Origin of the sequence: Streptomyces plumbidurans (assembly GCF_019857225.1) — a bacterium.
GTDB classification, from domain to species: domain Bacteria; phylum Actinomycetota; class Actinomycetes; order Streptomycetales; family Streptomycetaceae; genus Streptomyces; species Streptomyces plumbidurans.
Window position 1 is genome coordinate 24,909 of the sequence record NZ_JAFJSY010000026.1, and the last position, 20,256, is coordinate 45,164.

Sequence of the window (20,256 nt, forward strand, 5' to 3'; positions counted from 1 at the left end):
CGTGTCGTCGGCGAGGGTCAGCCGCCGAACTCCTGCAGACCCTTCAGCGCCTGGTCCAGCAGGGCCTGGCGGCCCTCCAGCTCGCGCTCCAGCTTGTCGGCCTTGGCGTTGTTGCCCTGGGCGCGCGCCTGCTCGATCTGGCCCCGGAGCTTGTCCACGGCGGCCTGGAGCTGCCCGGTCAGACCCTCGGCACGCGCGCGTGCCTCCGGGTTCGTCCGGCGCCACTCGGCCTCCTCGGCCTCCTGGATGGCCCGCTCCACGGCGTGCATCCGGCCCTCGACCTTCGGCCGGGCGTCCCGCGGCACATGGCCGATGGCCTCCCAGCGCTCGTTGACCGAGCGGAAGGCGGCCCGCGCCGCCTTCAGGTCCGTCACCGGGAGGATCTTCTCGGCCTCCCCGGCCAGTTCCTCCTTGAGCTTCAGGTTCTCCGACTGCTCCGCGTCGCGCTCCGCGAAGACCGAGCTGCGGGCGGCGAAGAAGATGTCCTGGGCGCCGCGGAAGCGATTCCACAGGTCGTCCTCGTGCTCACGCTGGGCGCGGCCCGCGGCCTTCCACTCCGCCATCAGCTCGCGGTAGCGCGCGGCGGTGGGACCCCACTCCGTCGAGCCGGACAGCGCCTCGGCCTCCGAGACCAGCCGCTCCTTGATCTTGCGGGCGTCCTCGCGCTGCGCGTCGAGCGCCGCGAAGTGCGCCTTGCGCCGCTTGGAGAACGCCGACCGGGCGTGCGAGAAGCGGTGCCACAGCTCGTCGTCCGACTTGCGGTCCAGGCGCGGCAGGCTCTTCCAGGTGTCCACCAGCGCGCGCAGCCGCTCGCCGGCCGCCCGCCACTGGTCGGACTGCGCCAGCTGCTCCGCCTCGGTGACCAGGTCCTCCTTGGCGTGCCTGGCCTCGTCGGACTGCTTGGCGCGCTGCTGCTTGCGCTCCTCGCGGCGGGCCTCGACCGTCTCCACCAGCTTGTCCAGCCGGGTCCGCAGGGCGGCCAGGTCGCCGACCGCGTGATGCGCGTCGACCTGCTCACGGATGTGGTCGATGGCCGCCTGCGCGTCCTTCGCGGACAGGTCGGTGGTCTTCACTCGCTTCTCGAGGAGGCCGATCTCGACAACCAGGCCCTCGTACTTGCGCTCGAAGTAGGCCAGCGCCTCCTCGGGGGAGCCGGCCTGCCAGGAACCGACGACCTGCTCGCCGTCGGCCGTACGCACGTACACGGTCCCCGTCTCGTCGACGCGTCCCCACGGGTCGCTGCTCACAGCGCCTCCTCCACATGATGCCTGTGAGGGGCTTCAGCTCCCCCGGGCATCGTCCACAGTTTCGTCACGGCCAACATAGGCGACCGGCGGGTGGCCTGTCCGCATCCCGCGCGACCGAAATTTCGCACTTGACCTTCAGGACTTCGTGACCGTCGCCTTGTTGATCACGACCGTCGCGTTGGGGGCCGTATTGCCGCTCGTGGGGTCCGCGGCCTGCGCTCCTGCGGCGGCGATCTTCTTCAGGACCTTCATGCCGTCCTTGGAGATCGTGCCGAACGGGGTGTAGTCGGGCGGCAGCGGGCTGTCCTGGTAGACGAGGAAGAACTGGCTGCCGCCGGTGTTACGGCCCTTCTTCGTCTGGGCGTTGTACTGGTTGGCCATGGCGACCGTGCCCGCCGGATACACGTTGCCCTTGAGGCTCTTGTCCTTCAGGTTCTCGTCCGGGATGGTGTAGCCCGGTCCGCCGGTGCCGGTGCCCGTCGGGTCGCCGCACTGCAGCACGTAGATCCCCTGGGGGACCAGCCGGTGGCACTTGGTGTGGTCCAAGTAGCCCTTGCCGACAAGGAAGTTGAAGGAGTTGACGGTGTGCGGCGCGGCCGACGCCTTCAGCGCGATGCCTATGTCGCCGCAGGTCGTGTCGAGGTTCATGGTGTACTTCGCCGACTTGTCGATCGTCATCGCCGGCTCCTTCTTCCAGCTCAGCTTCTTCACCGAGCCCTTGGCCGGCTTGGCGCACGGGTCCGGCGCCTTGCTGGTCGCGGCGGCGCTCGGGGTCGTCTGGGAGCTGGCGTTGGCCTTGTCGTCGCTCTTGTCGTCCTTGAGCACACCGGTCGTATAGAGCGCCACGCTGCCGATCAGGATCACGCCGAGCACCGACGCGATCACCGAATTGCGCATCTTCGCCTTGCGCCGCGCGGCCGTACGCCGCTGCTGCTGCCGCAAGAACTTCTCCCGCGCGAGCTGACGCTTGCGCTGCTCCTGGGTGACCACCGGGTTCTCTCCTCATGCGTCTCGTACGTCGACTGGGACGCGTGCGTCTTGTGAGTCGACCGCCTGCGTGTGCCCCGTACCGTATATGGGTTCGCTGAGGATTCGGCAGCGCCGGTAGGCTCTGACAGCAGCTGTAGCCGTCTGTGACCGACACAACGAAGGACGATCGTGCTCATTGCCGGGTTCCCCGCCGGGGCCTGGGGGACGAACTGTTATCTCGTCGCCCCCGCCGCCGGTGAGGAGTGCGTGATCATCGACCCGGGCCACCAGGCCGCCCAAGGAGTCGAGGAAGCGCTGAAGAAGCATCGGCTCAAGCCCGTCGCCGTCGTCCTCACCCACGGCCACATCGACCATGTGGCCTCGGTCGTCCCGGTGTGCGGCGCGCACGACGTACCGGCGTGGATCCACCCCGAGGACCGCTTCATGCTGGCGGACCCGGAGAAGGCGGTCGGCCGCTCCATCGGCATGCAGCTGTTGGGCGAGCTGACGGTGGGGGAGCCCGACGACGTCAAGGAGCTGACCGACGGCGCGCGGCTGGCGCTCGCGGGGCTCGAGTTCTCCGTCGCGCACGCACCCGGCCATACCAAGGGGTCGGTGACGTTCCGGATGCCCGAGAACACGGAGATCCCCTCCGTGTTCTTCTCCGGGGATCTGCTCTTCGCCGGCTCCATCGGACGCACCGACCTGCCCGGCGGCGACATGGCCGAGATGCTCGACTCGCTGGGCCGTGTGTGCCTGCCGCTCGACGACTCGACCGTGGTGCTGTCCGGCCACGGCCCCCAGACGACCATCGGCCAGGAGCGCGCCACCAACCCGTATCTGCGGCAGGTGGCCGCCGGCCAGGGAGCCCAGCCCGCTCCCCGACGAGGAATGTGACGAGACCTTCCGTGAGCACCTTCAAGGCCCCCAAGGGCACGTACGACCTGATCCCGCCGGACAGCGCCAAGTACCTGGCCGTCCGTGAGGCGATCGCCGCACCCCTGCGCAGTTCCGGCTACGGCTACATCGAGACGCCCGGCTTCGAGAGCGTCGAGCTCTTCGCGCGCGGAGTCGGTGAGTCCACCGACATCGTGACCAAGGAGATGTACGCCTTCGAGACCAAGGGCGGCGACAGGCTGGCCCTGCGCCCCGAGGGCACCGCGTCCGTGCTGCGCGCGGCGCTGGAGGCCAACCTCCACAAGGCGGGCAACCTGCCGGTCAAGCTCTGGTACTCCGGCTCGTACTACCGCTACGAGCGCCCGCAGAAGGGCCGCTACAGGCACTTCTCCCAGGTCGGCGCCGAGGCGATCGGCGCGGAGGACCCGGCGCTCGACGCCGAGCTGATCATCCTGGCCGACCAGGCCTACCGCTCGCTGGGCCTGCGCGACTTCCGGATCCTGCTCAACAGCCTGGGCGACAAGGAGTGCCGTCCCGTCTACCGCGCGGCCCTGCAGGACTTCCTGCGCGGCCTGGACCTGGACGAGGACACGCTGCGCCGAGCGGAGATCAACCCGCTGCGCGTTCTGGACGACAAGCGCGAGTCGGTCCAGAAGCAGCTGGGCGACGCCCCCCTGCTGCGCGACTATCTGTGCGACGCCTGCAAGGCGTACCACGAGGAGGTCCGCGAGCTGATCACGGCGGCGGGCGTGGTCTTCGAGGACGACCCCAAGCTGGTGCGCGGCCTCGACTACTACACCCGGACGACGTTCGAGTTCGTCCACGACGGTCTGGGCTCGCAGTCCGCGGTGGGCGGCGGCGGCCGCTACGACGGCCTCTCCGAGATGATCGGCGGCCCCGCGCTGCCGTCCGTCGGCTGGGCCCTCGGCGTGGACCGCACCGTCCTGGCCCTTGAGGCGGAGGGCGTCGAGCTCGAACTGCCCTCCACGACCAGCGTGTTCGCGGTCCCGCTCGGCGAGGAGGCGCGCCGCGTGCTGTTCGGCAAGGTCACCGAGCTGCGCAAGCTCGGCATCGCGGCCGACTTCTCCTACGGCGCCAAGGGCCTCAAGGGCGCCATGAAGAACGCCAACCGCAGCGGCGCCCGCTACACGATCGTGGCCGGCGAACGCGACCTCACCGAGGGCGTCGTTCAGCTCAAGGACATGGACTCCGGCGAGCAGACGGCGATCGGCGTGAACGAGATCGTGGCGGAACTGGAGTCGCGGCTGGGCTGAGCCCGGTGGAGTGAGGGGGCTGCGGGTCCCCTCACTCCAGCAGCCCGAACCGCATCGCACTCGTGACGGCCGCCGTCCGGTCGTCGACCCCCAACTTGCCGAAGGCGCGCAGGAGATGGGTCTTCACGGTCGACTCGCCGATGAAGAGCCGGCGGCCGATCTCCGCGTTGGTGCAGCCCTCCGCCACCAGCCGCAGGACGGCCGTCTCCCGCTCCGAGAGGCGAGGCCGTTCCGGTCTGGTGCGCAGCTGGTCGACCAGGCGGGCCGCCACCGAGGGGGCGAGCACCGTCTCACCGCGGGCTGCTGCCCGTACGGCCTGGGCCAGTTCGGCGCGCGGCATGTCCTTGAGGAGATAGCCCGCAGCCCCGGCCTCGACCGCCCGCAGGATGTCGCGGTCCGTCTCGTACGTCGTCAGGACGATCACCCGGCACGGCAGCCCCGCCTCGCCCATCCGCACGATCGAGTCGACGCCCCCGCCGCCCGGCATGCGCAGGTCCATGAGCACGATGTCGGGCCGCAGTTCGGCCGCGAGCGCCTCCGCCTGCGGCCCGCTCTCCGCGTCGGCGATCACCTCCAGGTCCGGCTCGGCACTGAGCATCGCCCGCAGCCCCTCCCGTACGACGGGATGGTCGTCGGCGAGGACGATCCTGATCACGGTGAACTCCTCAGCGGTGACAGGGGAGATGAGGGCGTCACGGGCAGCCGGACGGTCACCGTCGTGCCGTCGCCCGGCGTGCTGCGGATCCGCGCCGTCCCGCCGACCTCGGTGGCTCGGGCGCGCAGCCCCGCAAGACCGTAACCGGCGCTGGGGGCACCGGGATCGAACCCGCATCCGTCGTCCCGTACGGACACGGTGAGCGTGTCGTCGCGGTACGCCAGCGCGATGCCGACGGAGGCCGAACTCCCCGCGTGCTTACGGGCGTTGGACAGCGCCTCCTGGCAGGCGCGCAGCGCCACCACCTCGGGAGCGGCGGGCAGCTGCCGCACCGGGCCGGTCACCTCCAGCGTGGCCCCGTGCCGGGCGGCGAGCCGGTGCAACGCGTCCGGCAGCGACGAGCCGTCGAGGTCGGCGGGCGCGGCCCCGGCGACCAGGGCGCGGGCCTCGGCGAGGTTCTGCCGGGCCGTCTCGTCCATCAGGGCCAGATGCCGGCGGGCCTGCGGGACGTCGTGGTCCAGCTCCGCCTCCACCGCCTGGATCAGCATCAGCACACTGGTGAAGCCCTGCGCGAGGGTGTCGTGGATCTCCCGGGCCATGCGCTCGCGCTCGGTCAGCGCCCCGTGCGCGGCGGACAGACGCGAGATCTCGTGGCGGCTCGCGTCCAGTTCCGCGATCAGCGCGGCCCGCTCCTGGCTCTGGTCGATGATCCGGATCACCCAGGTCCCGAAGGCCACCGAGAAGACCAGACTGACCACGGCGAACAGCCCGTTGAAGAAGACGTCCTGGCCGCTGGGCCACCACAGCAGCGCCCAGCCCACCACCGGCACGACGTTGAGCACGGCCACCACCGTGATCGCCCACCGCATCCGCAGGGTCATGAAGCACTGGGGGACGAGCGCGAAGGTCATCACCCGGGTCTCGCCGACCAGGATCGCCGAGGGCAGGAACAGCGCCGTCATCGCGAGGAGATAGAGCAGAGCCTGCCGCTCGGTCGGCGGATCGCCCCGCAGCAGGGGCCGCCCCACCCACACGTACAGGGGAATCAACGGCAGCAGCAGCGCCGCCGCGGTGAGACGGACCGGCCACCCCGGCTGTCCCGTGCCGAGCACGAACGCCAGGGTGGCCAGCCAGATCAGCGCGAAGTAGGTGTCCCAGAGCCGGAAGGAGCGGTCCCAGGTGTAGGCACCGACGGCGTGCGTCGGCCCGTTCATCCGTCGCGCCGGTTCTTCCACCGGAAGGTGAGCAGACACAGCGCCAATCCTCCGACGCACCACGCCCCGAGCACCAGCGCCACCTTGCCCAGCTCCCAGCTGCCGGTCTGCTCCAGGATCCGTGCCGAGTCCGGCAGGAACACCCCGCGCAGTCCCTGGCACATCCACTTCAGCGGGAACAGCGCCCCGATGTTCAGCATCCAGTCGGGGATGGTGTCGATCGCGATGTACACGCCCGAGATGAACTGCAGCACCAGGAACGGCAGTACGACGACCGAGGTCGCGCTCTTGCCGGACTTCGGCACCGAGCTGATCGCGATGCCTAGCAGGGCGCACGCCGTCAGACCGAGCACGAAGATCCAGGCCAGGTCGAACCAGTGCGTGGCGTCCGAGGGCAGATCCACGTCGTAGAAGGAGGTGCCGACGAGGAGCAGGATCGCCGTCTCCAGCAGGCCGGTGAACAGAACCAGCCAGATCTTGCCGAGGAAGTACGCGGCCGGCGGCATCGGTGTCCCGCGCAGCCGGCGCAGCACCTTCTCGTCCCGCTCGATGGCGATGGAGATGCCGAGCGACTGGAAGCTCGTCGACATGATGCCGGCGGCCATCATCGCCGGGACGTACAGCTGCGAGGCGGTGATGCCCGCGCCCTTCACGTCGTCGCTGAAGATCGACGCGAACAGGAAGAGGAACACCACCGGGAACGCGAACGTGAACACCACCTGGTCGCGCTGCCGGAAGAACTGCTTGATCTCCAGGGCGCCCCGGCCCAGCCCCAGCCCCCACGCCCCGGGCAGCCGCACGGTGCCCGACCCGGTCCTGGTCTCCACGGCGGTCGTGGTCATCGCGCGTCCTCCTGTCCGGTCAGCCGGAGGTAGACGTCCTCCAGCGTGGGTCGGCTCACCCGGAGGCCGGGGATCTCGCCGTCGAAGCGGTGCATCAGCTCGGCGACCGTCCTGGTCGGGGTGTCCGTGCGCTCGGTACGGATGGTGCCGTCGGCCTCGGTCCACTCGACCGTGGCGTCCGTGCCGTACCGCTCCCGCAGGGCGGCGGGCTCGCCCGTGGCGGCGACCCGCCCCCGCGCCACCACGGCGAGCCGGTCGGCGAGCGCCTCCGCCTCCTCCAGGTAGTGCGTGGTCAGCAGGATCGTCGTGCCCTCGTCGGCGAGCAGCCGGATCAGCTCCCAGAACTGCCGCCGGGCCGCCGGGTCGAAACCGGTCGTCGGCTCGTCCAGGAGCAGCAGCTCGGGGCCGCCGATCACCCCGAGCGCCACGTCGAGCCGCCGGCGCTGGCCGCCCGACAGCGCCTTGATGCGGCTGCCCGCCTTGGCCTGCAGTCCCACCAGGCCGATGACCTCCTCGGGGTCGCGCGGGCGCGGGTAGTAGCGCGCGAAATGCCGCACGGTCTCGCCGACCGTCAACTCGGCGGGTGCCGATTCGTCCTGCCAGACGATTCCCACACGGGACCTCCACGCGCGCGTGCCGGCCGCCGGATCGGACCCGAGCACCGACACCTCGCCCGCGTCCCGGCTGCGCTTGCCCTGGAGGATCTCCACCGTCGTGCTCTTGCCCGCGCCATTGGGTCCCAGCAGGCCGAACACCTCGCCCGGGCGGATCTCGAGATCGATGCCGTCCACCGCGGTCACGTCCCCGTACTGCTTGCGCAGCCCCCGTACGTCCACCGCGAGTTCGTTCGCGTGTGTTGTCATGCCCCCCATGGTCGGCCGGAACCGAACGCTCAGGGACGACCGTGCGTACTTCCTTATGTCCACTGAACGGTGGACACGGGGCCGGGTGCGGCACAATGGCCCCTGCCCGAAGAAGGTCCCACTCTCAAGCAGACGGAATCGGCGTGATGAGCAAGACCACAGTCAAAGACGTGTCCACCGAGCCCGCTCCGGGACCCGACTCGGCCGGACCACGCACGCTGGGCGGCAGCCGCGCCCTGGCCCTGCTGCTGGTGATCACCGGCGCGGCCGGTCTGCTCGCCGCGTGGGTCATCACGATCGACAAGAACAAGATCCTCGAGGCCAAGGTCGCGGGCAAGACGTTCACCCCGGGCTGCAGCCTCAACCCCGTGGTCTCCTGCGGCAACGTGATGGAGTCCAAGCAGGCCGCCGTCTTCGGCTTCCCCAACCCGATGCTCGGCCTGGTCTGCTACGGCATCGTCATCTGCGTCGGCATGAGCCTGCTCGCCCGCGCCCGCTACCCGCGCTGGTACTGGCTCACCTTCAACTTCGGCACCCTCTTCGGTGTCGGGTTCGTCACCTGGCTGCAGTTCCAGTCGCTGTACCGGATCAACTCGCTGTGCCTGTGGTGCTGCCTGGCCTGGGTCGCCACGATCACGATGTTCTGGTACGTCACCTCGTTCAACGTCCGCAACGGCTTCCTGCCCTCCCCGCGCTGGCTGAGGAGCTTCTTCGGCGAGTTCACCTGGGTCGTGCCCGTGCTGCACGTCGGCATCATCGGCATGCTGGTGCTGACCCGCTGGTGGGACTTCTGGACCAGCTGACCGGGCTTTTCAGGGGCCCGGACGCATTGTCGGTGCGGTGACTTAGGGTTTGGGACGTGGAGCCCGACCTGTTCACCGCAGCCGCAGAAGAACGCCAGGAGAAGGACCCGGCAGGGAGCCCCCTGGCGGTGCGGATGCGCCCGCGCACCCTCGACGAGGTCGTGGGCCAGCAGCATCTGCTCAAGCCGGGCTCGCCGCTGCGCAGACTGGTCGGCGAGGGCGCCGGCGGACCCGCCGGACCGTCCTCGGTGATCCTCTGGGGCCCGCCCGGCACCGGCAAGACGACCCTGGCCTACGTCGTCTCGAAGGCCACCAACAAGCGCTTCGTCGAGCTGTCGGCGATCACCGCGGGCGTCAAGGAGGTCCGCGCGGTCATCGACGGCGCCCGCCGCGCCACCGGTGGGTACGGCCAGGAGACCGTCCTCTTCCTCGACGAGATCCACCGCTTCAGCAAGGCCCAGCAGGACTCGCTGCTGCCCGCGGTCGAGAACCGCTGGGTGACCCTGATCGCGGCGACGACGGAGAACCCGTACTTCTCGGTGATCTCCCCGCTGCTGTCCCGCTCCCTGCTGCTCACCCTCGAACCCCTCACCGACGACGACATCAGAGGCCTGCTGAAGCGGGCGCTGAGCGACGAGCGGGGCCTGAAGGACGCGGTCACGCTCCCCGAGGACACCGAGAACCACTTCTTGCGCATCGCCGGGGGCGACGCGCGCCGTGCCCTGACCGCCCTGGAGGCGGCGGCCGGCGCCGCCCTGGACAAGGGCGAGACGGAGATCTCCCTGACGACGCTGGAGGAGACGGTCGACCGGGCGGCGGTGAAGTACGACCGCGACGGCGACCAGCACTACGACGTCGCCAGCGCCCTCATCAAGTCCATCCGCGGCTCGGACGTGGATGCCGCACTGCACTACCTGGCCCGCATGATCGAGGCCGGCGAGGACCCCCGCTTCATCGCCCGCCGCCTGATGATCTCGGCGAGCGAGGACATCGGCCTCGCCGATCCGAACGCGCTGCCGATCGCGGTCGCCGCCGCCCAGGCCGTCGCCATGATCGGCTTCCCCGAGGCCGCCCTCACCCTCAGCCACGCCACCATCGCCCTCGCCCTGGCCCCCAAGTCCAACTCCGCGACGACGGCGATCGGGGCCGCCATGGAGGACGTCAAGAAGGGCCTGGCCGGCCAGGTGCCGCCGCACCTGCGCGACGGTCACTACAAGGGCGCCGCCAAGCTCGGCCACGCCCAGGGCTATGTGTATCCGCACGACCTGGCCGAGGGCATCGCCGAGCAGCAGTACGCCCCGGACGCCCTCAAGGACCGCGAGTACTACACCCCGAGCAGACACGGCGCGGAGGCCAGGTACGCGGACGCGGTGGAGTGGACCAGGAAGCACCTCGGTCGCAGGCGGTCCTGAGCACCCTGTAGACTGCGCCGAAGTGCCGAGTCCCGTGCCGTCAGAGCGGGTCATCCGGCCGGAACCCCCAGGGGTTCCAGGAGCGTCGCGCACCGTCGAACGGTGTCGCGGGCAGCCCACCACCACCCGTCCCAGGACGGGAGAGGTCGGTGGGCCACTCGCGTGCTGCACGTATGTGCCCAGACCAGGGGAGCGGCTGCCCATCCCGTCCAGCAGGACGAGGCGGGTTTCCCCGGCTGCGGATGCGACCTCCCTTAACCCTGGCAAGCCGTAGAGACTGAGAAAAGAGACTAAAGACAGTGGCGAACCAGCCCCGCCCCAAGGTCAAGAAGTCGCGTGCCCTCGGCATCGCGCTGACCCCGAAGGCCGTCAAGTACTTCGAGGCCCGTCCCTACCCGCCGGGTGAGCACGGCCGCGGCCGCAAGCAGAACTCGGACTACAAGGTCCGTCTGCTGGAGAAGCAGCGTCTGCGCGCGCAGTACGACGTGTCCGAGCGCCAGCTCGTCCGCGCCTACGAGCGTGCCTCCAAGGTTCAGGGCAAGACCGGCGAGGCCCTGATCATCGAGCTCGAGCGCCGTCTCGACGCCCTGGTCCTGCGTTCGGGCATCGCCCGCACCATCTACCAGGCCCGTCAGATGGTCGTGCACGGCCACATCGAGGTCAACGGCCAGAAGGTCGACAAGCCGTCCTTCCGCGTCAAGCCGGACGACGTCGTGATGGTCCGCGAGCGCAGCCGCGAGAAGACCCTCTTCTCCATCGCCCGCGAGGGCGGCTTCGCCCCCGAGGGCGAGACCCCGCGCTACCTCCAGGTGAACCTCAAGGCCCTGGCGTTCCGCCTGGACCGTGAGCCGAACCGCAAGGAGATCCCGGTGATCTGCGACGAGCAGCTCGTCGTCGAGTACTACGCCCGCTGATCACAGCAGGCGGTAGCACCACGCACCACTCAGCCCGCCGTCTCCCCGCCCTTCCGGGTGCGGGAGGCGGCGGGTTCGTGCATGCTCACGTCCGCGGCCGGGTGCCGGACCACACCTCGCGGCGACGGCACGGCCTGCAGCGGCCGCTCCAGCGCGCGCGAGACGGCCGCCTCCCGCACCAGCCGTTCCCCCTGCGCCACGCACTCCTCGTAGCGAGCGTCGCCCAGGTGCTCCCGGGCCGTCGCCTCGCACAGCTCGTGCGGGGCGTTGTAGTACGCCGAGCCGAACAGCGGCAGGCCCACCGACGGCCACATCCGGGCCGCCGCGCCCTGCAGCACCGCCGCCTCCGCCGCGTCGCCCTGCGCCACGGTGACAAGCGCGAGCAGCTCCACCGCCAGCACCGAGCCCAGCAGATCGTGGAAGGCGTGGGCGCCGGCCAGGCACTCGGCCAGCAGGGCGCGCGCCCGCGGCAGATCGCCGTCCGCCCAGGCCGCGTACGCCAGGACGTACAGCGCATAGCCCCGGGTCCACCGCTCGCCGTGGTCCTCGCACACCCGCCGTACGTCCTCGCACAGCCGTACCGCGTCCGGCAGATCGCCCTGGAACGCGCGCGTCATCGCCAGCTCGACCTGGCCCATCAGCACGTTGCTGTTGAGCTCGCCGATCTCCTGGTAGCGGTCCAGCGCCGAGCGCAGCAGCCGCTCGGCGCGCGGCATGTCGTCGCCGACCAGGGCCAGACAGCCGGTGCGGTGCTCCGCGTACGCCACCGCCGTCGGGTCGCCGGCCCGCTCCGCCTCCTCCCGGCACTCCTGCAGCGCGGCCAGCGCGGGCACCGTGTCGCCCTGCAGGATCGCCACATAGCCGAGCACCCACAGGGCCTTCAGCCGAGACTGCTCGTGCCCGGTGTCCAGCCGCACCACCTGCTCCAGCCAGTGCCGCCCCTCCGAGAGACGCCCGCAGCCCGCCCAGTGGAACCAGAGCGAGCCCGCGAGGTACTGGCCCAGATGCGCCTCCTCCGGCTCGCCGAGACAGTGCTCCAGCGCGCTGCGCAGATTCGGCAGCTCCGCCTCCACGCGCGCGGCCACCTCGGCCTGGCGCGGCGAGAACCAGTCCAGCTCGCACCAGGTGGCAAGGCCCAGATACCAGTCGCGATGGCGCCGCCGCAGCCGGGCCGCATCGCCTGTCGCCTCCAGCCACTCCGCGCCGTACGCACGCACCGTGTCCAGCATCCGGTAGCGCACGCCCGCCGGTGTCTCCTCGCGCGCGAGGACCGACTGCGCGAGCAGCTCGGTGAGCACGTCGAGGACGTCGTCGGCCTTCAGACCGTGCCCGCCGCAGACGTACTCCGCGGCCTCCAGGTCGAACTGCCCGGCGAACACCGACAGCCGCGACCACAGCAACCGCTCCCGGGGAGCGCACAGTTCGTGGCTCCAGCCGATCGCCAGGCGCAGGGTCCGGTGGCGGGGCAGCGCACCGCGCCCGCCGCCGGTCAGCAGCCGGAAGCGGTCGTCCAGGCGCTGCAGCAGCTGGGCAGGGGACAGCGCCCGAAGCCGTCCCGCGGCCAGTTCGATCGCCAGCGGGATCCCGTCCAGGCGCCGGCACACCTCGCGCACGTCCAGGCCGTCCGCGACCGCCGGCCCCTGTTCCGCCGCCCGGTTCAGCAGCAGCTCGACCGCCTCGTCCTCGCCCAGCGGCGTCAGCGGGAAGACCCGCTCACCGGCCACGCCCAGCGGCCGGCGCCCCACCGCGAGCACCCGGAGCCCGGGCACCTGCCGCAGCAACTCCTCCACCAGCTCGGCACACGACTCCACCAGATGCTCGAACCCGTCGACCACGAGCAGCAGTTGGCGCTCGGCGAGATACGCGCGCAGTGTCTCGCGGGGCGCCCGCGTCGTGTGGTCCGTCAGTCCCAGCGCCTCCACGACGGCGTACTCCACGAACTCCGGGTCGTGCACCGGCGCCAGCTCGACGCGCCAGACCCCGTCCCGCGGCGCGCACCGCGCGGCGGCCCGTGCCGCCAGCCGCGACTTGCCGACCCCGCCCGCGCCCGTCACCGTCACCAGACGTCCGGCGTCGAGCACCCGCGCCAGCCCGGAGAGTTCGGCCGAGCGCCCCACGAACGCGTTGAGTTCCAGGGGCAGATTGCCGTCCACGGGGCCGTCGCCGGACTGAAGATTCCGCATGGAATACGGAGCGTACTGAACCGTTTTCACTCCGTACAATCGCATCGTGCCGGCCGGCAGCGCGCGGGGGTAATCCGGTGCGGAGCTTCGGCCCCGGCGCGATAGGCTCGGGTCCATTGCTTTTCGATGTTCAGACACGTTTCAGGGAGCGGGTGCACGAGGTGTCCGGTGGAGAAGTGGCCGGAATCCTGGTGGCCGTCTTCTGGGCGATCCTGGTCTCCTTCCTCGCCGTGGCGCTGGCGAGGGTGGCCCAGACGCTCAGGGCGACCACCAAGCTGGTCGCGGACGTGACCGACCAGGCCGTCCCGCTGCTGGCCGACGCCTCCGCCGCGGTGCGCTCCGCGCAGACCCAGATCGACCGGGTCGACGCGATCGCCACCGACGTCCAGGAGGTCACGTCGAACGCGTCGGCGCTGTCCACCACCGTCGCCTCCACGTTCGGCGGCCCGCTGGTCAAGGTCGCGGCCTTCGGCTACGGCGTCCGCCGCGCCCTGGGCGGCCGCAAGGACGGCGCGCCCGCAAGGACGCCGGAGAGCACCGTGATCGTCGGCCGCACCGTCCGGGCCGGACGACGTCAGAAGCCGAAGCGGGGGAACAACTCGGGGAAGAGGGACTGAGCGACCGATGTTCCGCCGTACCTTCTGGTTCACCACGGGCGTTGCCGCCGGAGTGTGGGCCACCACCAAGGTCAACCGCAAGCTGAAGCAGCTCACCCCCGAGAACCTCGCCGCGGCCGCCGCCAACAAGGCGATCGACGCCGGCCACCGGCTCAAGGACCGGGCGGTCGGCTTCGCGCTGGACGTGCGCGACAACATGGCGCAGCGGGAGCAGGAGCTGGGGGAGGCCCTCGGCATCAACACCGCCCCCGAACTCCCCATGGCCCGGCAGTACGCCGCCATCGAGAACCGCAACAACCCGAAGTACGTCGACGGCTCGACGTACGAGACGTACTCGTACAACCGGAATGAGGACCACTGATGGAGTCGGCCGAGATTCGCCGCCGCTGGCTGAGCTTCTTCGAGGAGCGCGGGCACACCGTCGTCCCTTCGGCGTCGCTCATCGCGGACGACCCGACTCTGCTCCTCGTCCCGGCCGGCATGGTGCCCTTCAAGCCCTACTTCCTGGGTGAGGTCAAGCCGCCGTTCGACCGCGCCACCAGCGTCCAGAAGTGCGTGCGCACGCCGGACATCGAAGAGGTCGGCAAGACCACCCGGCACGGCACCTTCTTCCAGATGTGCGGCAACTTCTCCTTCGGCGACTACTTCAAGGAAGGCGCCATCACCTACGCCTGGGAGCTGCTCACCAGCCCCCAGGACAAGGGCGGTTACGGCCTGGAGCCGGAGAAGCTCTGGATCACCGTCTACAAGGACGACGACGAGGCCGAGCGCATCTGGCACGAGGTCGTCGGCGTGCCGAAGGAGCGTATCCAGCGCCTCGGCATGAAGGACAACTACTGGTCCATGGGCGTCCCCGGCCCCTGCGGCCCCTGTTCCGAGATCAACTACGACCGCGGCCCCGAGTTCGGCGCCGAGGGCGGCCCCGCCGTCAACGACGAGCGGTACGTGGAGATCTGGAACCTCGTCTTCATGCAGTACGAGCGGGGCGAGGGCATCGGCAAGGACAACTTCGAGATCCTCGGCGAACTGCCCAGCAAGAACATCGACACGGGCCTCGGCCTGGAGCGGCTCGCGATGATTCTGCAGGGCGTGCAGAACATGTACGAGATCGACACCTCCATGGCCGTCATCAAGAAGGCCACCGAGCTGACCGGCGTCCACTACGGCGACGCCCACGCCTCGGACGTCTCCCTGCGCGTGGTCACCGACCACATGCGCACCTCGGTCATGCTCATCGGCGACGGCGTCACCCCCGGCAACGAGGGCCGCGGCTATGTGCTGCGCCGCATCATGCGCCGCGCGATCCGCAACATGCGGCTGCTCGGCGCCACCGGCCCGGTCGTCCTCGACCTGATCGACACCGTGATCGCCATGATGGGCCAGCAGTACCCGGAGCTGGTCACGGACCGCGAGCGCATCGAGAAGGTCGCCGTCGCCGAGGAGAACGCCTTCCTCAAGACGCTGAAGGCCGGCACCAACATCCTCGACACCGCCGTCAGCGAGACCAAGGCCGCGGGCGCCTCGGTGCTGCCCGGCGACAAGGCGTTCCTGCTCCACGACACCTGGGGCTTCCCGATCGACCTCACCCTGGAGATGGCCGCCGAGCAGGGCCTCTCGGTGGACGAGGACGGCTTCCGCCGTCTGATGAAGGAGCAGCGGGAGCGAGCCAAGGCCGACGCCCAGGCCAAGAAGACCGGCCACGCCGGCGCCGGCGCCTACCGCGAGATCGCCGACCGGACCGGCGCGACCGACTTCATCGGCTACAGCGAGACCGAGGGCGAGTCCACCATCGTCGGCATCCTCGTCGACGGCGCCTCCTCCCCGGCCGCCACCGAGGGCGACGAGGTCGAGATCGTCCTCGACCGCACCCCGTTCTACGCCGAGGGCGGCGGCCAGATCGGCGACACCGGCCGGATCAAGGTCGAGTCCGGTGCCGTCATCGAGATCCGCGACTGCCAGAAGCCGGTTCCCGGCGTCTACGTCCACAAGGGCGTCGTCCAGGTCGGTGAGGTCACCGTCGGCGCCAAGGCCCACGCCGCCATCGACGGCCGCCGCCGAAAGGCCATCGCCCGCGCCCACTCGGCCACGCACCTCACCCACCAGGCGCTGCGCGACGCCCTCGGCCCGACGGCCGCCCAGGCCGGTTCCGAGAACCAGCCCGGCCGCTTCCGCTTCGACTTCGGCTCGCCGTCCGCCGTTCCCACGGCCGTGATGAGCGACGTCGAGCAGAAGATCAACGAGGTGCTCGCGCGCGACCTCGACGTCCGCGCCGACGTCATGGGCATCGACGAGGCCAAGAAGCAGGGCGCCATCGCCGAGTTCGGCGAGAAGTACGGCGAGCGCGTGCGCGTCGTGACCATCGGCGACTTCTCCAAGGAGCTGTGCGGCGGCACGCATGTGCACAACACCGCCCAGCTCGGCCTGGTCAAGCTGCTCGGCGAGTCCTCCATCGGCTCCGGTGTCCGCCGTATCGAGGCCCTCGTCGGAGTGGACGCCTACTCCTTCCTCGCCCGCGAGCACACGGTCGTCAACCAGCTGACCGAGCTGCTCAAGGGCCGCCCGGAGGAGCTGCCGGAGAAGGTCTCCTCGATGCTCGGCAAGCTGAAGGACGCCGAGAAGGAGATCGAGAAGTTCCGCGCCGAGAAGGTGCTGCAGGCGGCCGCCGGTCTCGCCGAGTCCGCCAAGGACATCCGCGGCGTCGCCGTCGTCACCGGCCGGGTCCCGGACGGCACGACCGCCGACGACCTGCGCAAGCTGGTCCTCGACGTGCGCGGCCGTATCCAGGGCGGACGGGCCGCCGTCGTGGCCCTGTTCACGGTCAACAACGGCAAGCCGCTGACGGTCATCGCCACCAATGACGCCGCCCGCGAGCGCGGCCTCAAGGCCGGCGACCTGGTCCGCACGGCCGCCAAGACCCTCGGCGGCGGCGGTGGCGGCAAGCCGGACGTGGCCCAGGGCGGCGGCCAGAACCCGGCCGCGATCGGCGAGGCCGTGGACGCCGTCGAGCGACTGGTCACGGACACCGCGAAGTGACGATGCGCAGGGGCCGCCGGCTCGCGATCGACGTCGGGGACGCCCGCATCGGGGTCGCCTCGTGCGACCCCGACGGGATCCTCGCCACTCCGGTGGAGACGGTCCCCGGCCGGGACGTTCCCGCGGCGCACCGCCGGTTGAGGCAATTGGTCGAGGAGTACGAGCCGATCGAGGTCGTCGTGGGCCTGCCCCGCTCCCTCAAGGGGGGCGAGGGCCCTGCCGCGGCGAAGGTCCGCCGGTTCGCCCAGGAGCTGGCGAAGGGCATCGCCCCGATCCCGGTGCGGCTCGTGGACGAGCGCATGACGACGGTGACCGCGAGCCAGGGGCTGCGCGCCTCGGGCGTGACGTCGAAGAAGGGACGTTCCGTCATCGACCAGGCCGCCGCTGTGATCATCCTTCAGCAGGCGCTCGAATCCGAACGGGTGTCAGGCAAAGCACCCGGCGAGGGCGTCGAAGTGGTCATCTGATCGCGATACGGTAACGTTCCGCGCGACTGCGCCGCTGTTCGAACAGCGACCGCACAGCAAGAGGCGGGACGGTACCCGGCCAAAAGCCGCGTAACTGCCGCCTCGCGGCTCTAGGGGATCGATGACTGAGTATGGCCGGGGCCAAGGCTCCGAACCGTGGCATCCGGAGGACCCGTTGTACGGGGACGACGGATGGGGAGGACAGCAGGCCCAGGGCCAGCAGTCCCCCTACGGCGGCCAGCCGCAGCACTATCCGCAGCAGCCGCAGCAGAACTACGGCGACTGGAGCGACGGCGGGCAGTCCGGCTACGCGCCGGGGCAGCAGCAGTACCAGGGCTACGACCAGCAGTACTACGCGGGTCAGGGCCAGCAGCAGTACCAGGGCCAGCAGACCTACGACCCGAGCCAGCAGCAGTACCAGACCCAGCAGACGTACGACCAGGGCGGCTGGGGAGCCGGCCAGCAGGTCCAGTACACGGACCCATCGGACCCGTACGGCCAGCAGGCGGCCACCTACGGCGGGGGCGGGCCCGACTACTACGGCACGCCCGACGCATACCCGCCGCCCGAGCCGCCCAGCCGCAGGCAGGCCGAGCCCGAGCCGCCGCGCACCGACTGGGACCCCGGCCCCGACCAGGGCGAACACGCCTTCTTCGCCGGTGGTGGCGACGACGAGGACGACGATGACGACGGCCGCGCAGGCAGCAAGGGCCGGGGCGGCAAGAAACCGAAGAAGCGCCGCAGCGGGTGCGCCTGTCTCGTCCTGGTGACGATCTTCGCGGGCGGCGTCGGCGGGGTCGGCTACTTCGGCTGGCAGTTCTACCAGGACCGTTTCGGCCCGTCGCCCGACTACGCGGGCGACGGCAACGGCGAGCAGGTCACCGTCGTCATCCCCAAGGGCGCCGGCGGCTATGTGATCGGCCAGAAGCTCAAGGAGGCGGGCGTCGTCGAGAGCGTCGACGCGTTCGTCTCCGCGCAGCAGTCCAACGACAAGGGCAAGACGATCCAGGACGGCGTCTACACGCTGCAGAAACGGATGTCGGCCGCCAGCGCGGTCGAACTCATGCTCAGTCCGAAGAGCCGCAGCAACCTGATCATCGCCGAAGGCACCCGCAACACACGGGTCTACGAGCTGATCGACACGCGTCTGGGCCTCGCCAAGGGCGCCACCGCGAAGGTCGCGAAGCAGGACTACAAGAAGCTCGGCCTGCCCTCGTGGGCGCTGAACCACCCGAACCTGAAGGATCCGCTGGAAGGATTCCTCTACCCCTCCAGCTACGCCGTCTCCAAGGGTCAGAAGCCCGAGGCCGTCCTGAAGGACATGGTCTCCCGGGCCAGCAGCACCTACGACGAACTGGGCCTGGAGAAGAAGGCGAAGAGCCTGGGACTCGACGGGCCCTGGCAGCTGCTCACCGTCGCGAGCCTGGTGCAGGCCGAGGGCACCAGCCACGACGACTTCCGCAAGATGGCCGAGGTCGTCTACAACCGCCTCAAGCCCGGCAACCCCGAGACCTACGGATCGCTCGAGTTCGACTCCACGTACAACTACGTGAAGAACCAGAGCAAGATCGACCTGAGCATCGCCGAGCTGCGCAAGTACAACAACCCGTACAACACGTACTACATCAAGGGCCTGCCGCCCGGACCCATCGACAACCCCGGCGCCGAGGCGATCAAGGGCTCGCTCGCCCCCACGCACGACGGCTGGTACTACTTCATCTCGCTGGACGGCAAGACCAGCAAGTTCACCAAGACGCTCGCCGAGCACAACAAGCTGGTGGACGAATTCAACGCGTCGAGGAACAAGAACTGATGACCGCGACCCGAAGGGCGGCCGTGCTCGGCTCGCCCATCGCCCACTCCCTGTCCCCGCAGCTGCACACCGCGGGATACCGGGCTCTCGGCCTCGCGGGTTGGTCGTACGACAGGTTCGACATCGACGAGGCGGCGCTGCCCGGATTCCTCGCGAAACTCGGCCCGGAGTGGGCGGGGCTCTCCCTGACCATGCCGCTGAAGCGTGCCGTCATCCCGCTGCTCGACGAGATCAGCGACACGGCGGCCTCGGTGGAGGCGGTCAACACCGTGGTGTTCGAGGCCGACGGGCGCCGGGTCGGCGACAACACCGACATCCCTGGCCTGGTGGCCGCGCTGCACGAGCGCGGCGTGGAGAAGGCCGAGTCGGCCGCGATCCTCGGCGCCGGAGCCACGGCCTCCTCGGCCCTCGCGGCGCTCGCCCGCATCTGCACCGGCGAGGTCATCGTGTACGTGCGCAGCGGGCGGCGCGCGGACGAGATGCGGCAGTGGGGCGAGCGGCTCGGCGTCCAGGTCCGCCCCGCCGACTGGTCCGACGCGGCCCGCGCCTTCGAGGCACCCCTGGTCATCTCGACGACGCCCGCCGGAGGCACCGACGCCCTGACCGAGCGACTGCCCGCGCAGGTCGGCACCCTCTTCGACGTGCTCTACGAGCCCTGGCCCACCCCCCTCGCCGCCGCCTGGCAGTCGCGCGGCGGGCAGGTGCTCGGTGGCCTCGACCTGCTGGTGCACCAGGCCGTCTTTCAGTTCCGGCAGTTCACCGGCGATCCGCGCTCCCCGCTGGCCGCGATGCGCGAGGCCGCGCAACAGCGCTGACCCGCCCGTCTCGCCTTGGCCTCTGTCAGGCTCCGCTCCCGCCCGTCAGCCCCGTGTCCGTCTGCCGGACCGGGAGCAGAGGTGCCCCGCGGACGTGGGAGGATCGGAGGTGGCGGGCCGGGGCCGCGCACCTGGTCGCGCCGTCGCCGTGCGCGAGGACGTGCGTACGCAGGCAGTACCAGGGCGCGAGCACTGAGGAGCACCGTTGAGCAGGTTGCGCTGGCTGACCGCGGGGGAG

The 20,256-nt window shown here is 70.4% G+C and carries 18 protein-coding genes; 11 read left to right on the top strand and 7 right to left on the bottom strand.

Annotation, left to right across the window (positions count from 1 at the left end; all coding sequences use genetic code 11):
• Positions 1-17: 17 nt before the first annotated feature.
• Positions 18-1,247, bottom strand: coding sequence for a DUF349 domain-containing protein (locus JYK17_RS18815; RefSeq protein ID WP_108011427.1), 1,230 nt, complete (start codon positions 1,245-1,247; stop codon positions 18-20).
• 135 nt (positions 1,248-1,382) lie between these two features.
• Positions 1,383-2,237, bottom strand: coding sequence for a peptidylprolyl isomerase (locus JYK17_RS18820; protein WP_128803593.1), 855 nt, complete (start codon positions 2,235-2,237; stop codon positions 1,383-1,385).
• Between the two features lie 168 nt (positions 2,238-2,405).
• Between JYK17_RS18820 and JYK17_RS18825 the strand changes: the two genes are divergently transcribed.
• Positions 2,406-3,113, top strand: a complete 708-nt coding sequence (locus tag JYK17_RS18825) for an MBL fold metallo-hydrolase (protein WP_108011421.1) — start codon at positions 2,406-2,408, stop codon at positions 3,111-3,113.
• Positions 3,114-3,124: 11 nt separating this feature from the next.
• Positions 3,125-4,387 (top strand): histidine--tRNA ligase, encoded by a 1,263-nt coding sequence (gene hisS / locus JYK17_RS18830; protein ID WP_108011418.1) that lies wholly within the window; start codon positions 3,125-3,127, stop codon positions 4,385-4,387.
• Between the two features lie 31 nt (positions 4,388-4,418).
• On the opposite strand, the gene JYK17_RS18835 is transcribed toward hisS, so the two are convergent.
• The 4 genes from JYK17_RS18835 to JYK17_RS18850 are packed head-to-tail and all read right to left on the bottom strand — an operon-like array spanning position 4,419 to position 7,961.
• Positions 4,419-5,042: a response regulator gene (locus JYK17_RS18835; protein WP_108011415.1), complete on the bottom strand. Its 624-nt coding sequence runs from the start codon at positions 5,040-5,042 to the stop codon at positions 4,419-4,421.
• Entirely contained in the window at positions 5,039-6,256 is a 1,218-nt protein-coding gene (locus JYK17_RS18840) for a sensor histidine kinase (RefSeq protein WP_108011412.1), read from the bottom strand. Before JYK17_RS18840 ends, JYK17_RS18835 begins: the two co-directional genes overlap by 4 nt.
• Entirely contained in the window at positions 6,253-7,098 is an 846-nt protein-coding gene (locus JYK17_RS18845) for an ABC transporter permease (RefSeq protein WP_108011409.1), read from the bottom strand. The genes JYK17_RS18840 and JYK17_RS18845 overlap by 4 nt, the downstream gene beginning before the upstream one ends.
• The gene (locus JYK17_RS18850) at positions 7,095-7,961 is read right to left on the bottom strand and encodes an ABC transporter ATP-binding protein (protein WP_222810858.1); all 867 of its coding nucleotides are present in this window, start codon (positions 7,959-7,961) and stop codon (positions 7,095-7,097) included. The genes JYK17_RS18845 and JYK17_RS18850 overlap by 4 nt, the downstream gene beginning before the upstream one ends.
• Before the next feature lie 146 nt (positions 7,962-8,107).
• Between JYK17_RS18850 and JYK17_RS18855 the strand changes: the two genes are divergently transcribed.
• The 3 genes from JYK17_RS18855 to rpsD all read left to right on the top strand — a co-directional run bounded on the left by JYK17_RS18855 (position 8,108) and on the right by rpsD (position 11,090).
• A complete protein-coding gene (locus tag JYK17_RS18855; RefSeq protein WP_108011404.1) occupies positions 8,108-8,764 on the top strand; it encodes a vitamin K epoxide reductase family protein in 657 nt (218 codons plus the stop codon).
• A gap of 56 nt (positions 8,765-8,820) precedes the next feature.
• Positions 8,821-10,176 (top strand): replication-associated recombination protein A, encoded by a 1,356-nt coding sequence (locus tag JYK17_RS18860; RefSeq protein WP_108011401.1) that lies wholly within the window; start codon positions 8,821-8,823, stop codon positions 10,174-10,176.
• 299 nt (positions 10,177-10,475) lie between these two features.
• The gene (gene rpsD, locus JYK17_RS18865; RefSeq protein ID WP_108011398.1) at positions 10,476-11,090 is read left to right on the top strand and encodes a 30S ribosomal protein S4; all 615 of its coding nucleotides are present in this window, start codon (positions 10,476-10,478) and stop codon (positions 11,088-11,090) included.
• A gap of 29 nt (positions 11,091-11,119) precedes the next feature.
• Here rpsD and JYK17_RS18870 read toward each other — a convergent pair whose 3' ends face one another.
• On the bottom strand, positions 11,120-13,273 hold the full coding sequence (locus JYK17_RS18870) for an ATP-binding protein (RefSeq protein ID WP_222810859.1): 2,154 nt from the start codon (positions 13,271-13,273) through the stop codon (positions 11,120-11,122).
• 152 nt (positions 13,274-13,425) lie between these two features.
• Between JYK17_RS18870 and JYK17_RS18875 the strand changes: the two genes are divergently transcribed.
• The 6 genes from JYK17_RS18875 to JYK17_RS18900 all read left to right on the top strand — a co-directional run bounded on the left by JYK17_RS18875 (position 13,426) and on the right by JYK17_RS18900 (position 20,018).
• Positions 13,426-13,890 carry a DUF948 domain-containing protein gene (locus JYK17_RS18875; RefSeq protein ID WP_222810860.1) on the top strand — a complete coding sequence of 155 codons (465 nt, stop codon included), beginning with the start codon at positions 13,426-13,428 and terminating at the stop codon, positions 13,888-13,890.
• A gap of 7 nt (positions 13,891-13,897) precedes the next feature.
• On the top strand, positions 13,898-14,251 hold the full coding sequence (locus JYK17_RS18880) for a hypothetical protein (RefSeq protein WP_108011390.1): 354 nt from the start codon (positions 13,898-13,900) through the stop codon (positions 14,249-14,251).
• Entirely contained in the window at positions 14,251-16,923 is a 2,673-nt protein-coding gene (alaS, locus tag JYK17_RS18885) for an alanine--tRNA ligase (RefSeq protein WP_108011388.1), read from the top strand. Before JYK17_RS18880 ends, alaS begins: the two co-directional genes overlap by 1 nt.
• A 2-nt stretch (positions 16,924-16,925) precedes the next feature.
• Positions 16,926-17,390, top strand: coding sequence for a Holliday junction resolvase RuvX (gene ruvX, locus JYK17_RS18890; protein WP_222810862.1), 465 nt, complete (start codon positions 16,926-16,928; stop codon positions 17,388-17,390).
• A gap of 121 nt (positions 17,391-17,511) precedes the next feature.
• Positions 17,512-19,203 (top strand): endolytic transglycosylase MltG, encoded by a 1,692-nt coding sequence (gene mltG, locus JYK17_RS18895; protein WP_128803597.1) that lies wholly within the window; start codon positions 17,512-17,514, stop codon positions 19,201-19,203.
• Entirely contained in the window at positions 19,203-20,018 is an 816-nt protein-coding gene (locus JYK17_RS18900; RefSeq protein ID WP_222810861.1) for a shikimate dehydrogenase, read from the top strand. Before mltG ends, JYK17_RS18900 begins: the two co-directional genes overlap by 1 nt.
• Positions 20,019-20,256 lie beyond the last annotated feature (238 nt).

What these genes read in the sequence shown, in the direction of transcription:
- JYK17_RS18840 (WP_108011412.1), bottom strand. Translation starts at nt 6,256, where the DNA reads ATGAACGGGCCGACGCACGCCGTCGGTGCCTACACCTGGGACCGCTCC.
- JYK17_RS18845 (WP_108011409.1), bottom strand. Translation starts at nt 7,098, where the DNA reads ATGACCACGACCGCCGTGGAGACCAGGACCGGGTCGGGCACCGTGCGG.
- JYK17_RS18850 (WP_222810858.1), bottom strand. Translation starts at nt 7,961, where the DNA reads ATGACAACACACGCGAACGAACTCGCGGTGGACGTACGGGGGCTGCGC.
- JYK17_RS18855 (WP_108011404.1), top strand. Translation starts at nt 8,108, where the DNA reads ATGAGCAAGACCACAGTCAAAGACGTGTCCACCGAGCCCGCTCCGGGA.
- JYK17_RS18870 (WP_222810859.1), bottom strand. Translation starts at nt 13,273, where the DNA reads ATGCGGAATCTTCAGTCCGGCGACGGCCCCGTGGACGGCAATCTGCCC.
- JYK17_RS18880 (WP_108011390.1), top strand. Translation starts at nt 13,898, where the DNA reads ATGTTCCGCCGTACCTTCTGGTTCACCACGGGCGTTGCCGCCGGAGTG.
- alaS (WP_108011388.1), top strand. Translation starts at nt 14,251, where the DNA reads ATGGAGTCGGCCGAGATTCGCCGCCGCTGGCTGAGCTTCTTCGAGGAG.
- ruvX (WP_222810862.1), top strand. Translation starts at nt 16,926, where the DNA reads ATGCGCAGGGGCCGCCGGCTCGCGATCGACGTCGGGGACGCCCGCATC.
- mltG (WP_128803597.1), top strand. Translation starts at nt 17,512, where the DNA reads ATGACTGAGTATGGCCGGGGCCAAGGCTCCGAACCGTGGCATCCGGAG.
- JYK17_RS18900 (WP_222810861.1), top strand. Translation starts at nt 19,203, where the DNA reads ATGACCGCGACCCGAAGGGCGGCCGTGCTCGGCTCGCCCATCGCCCAC.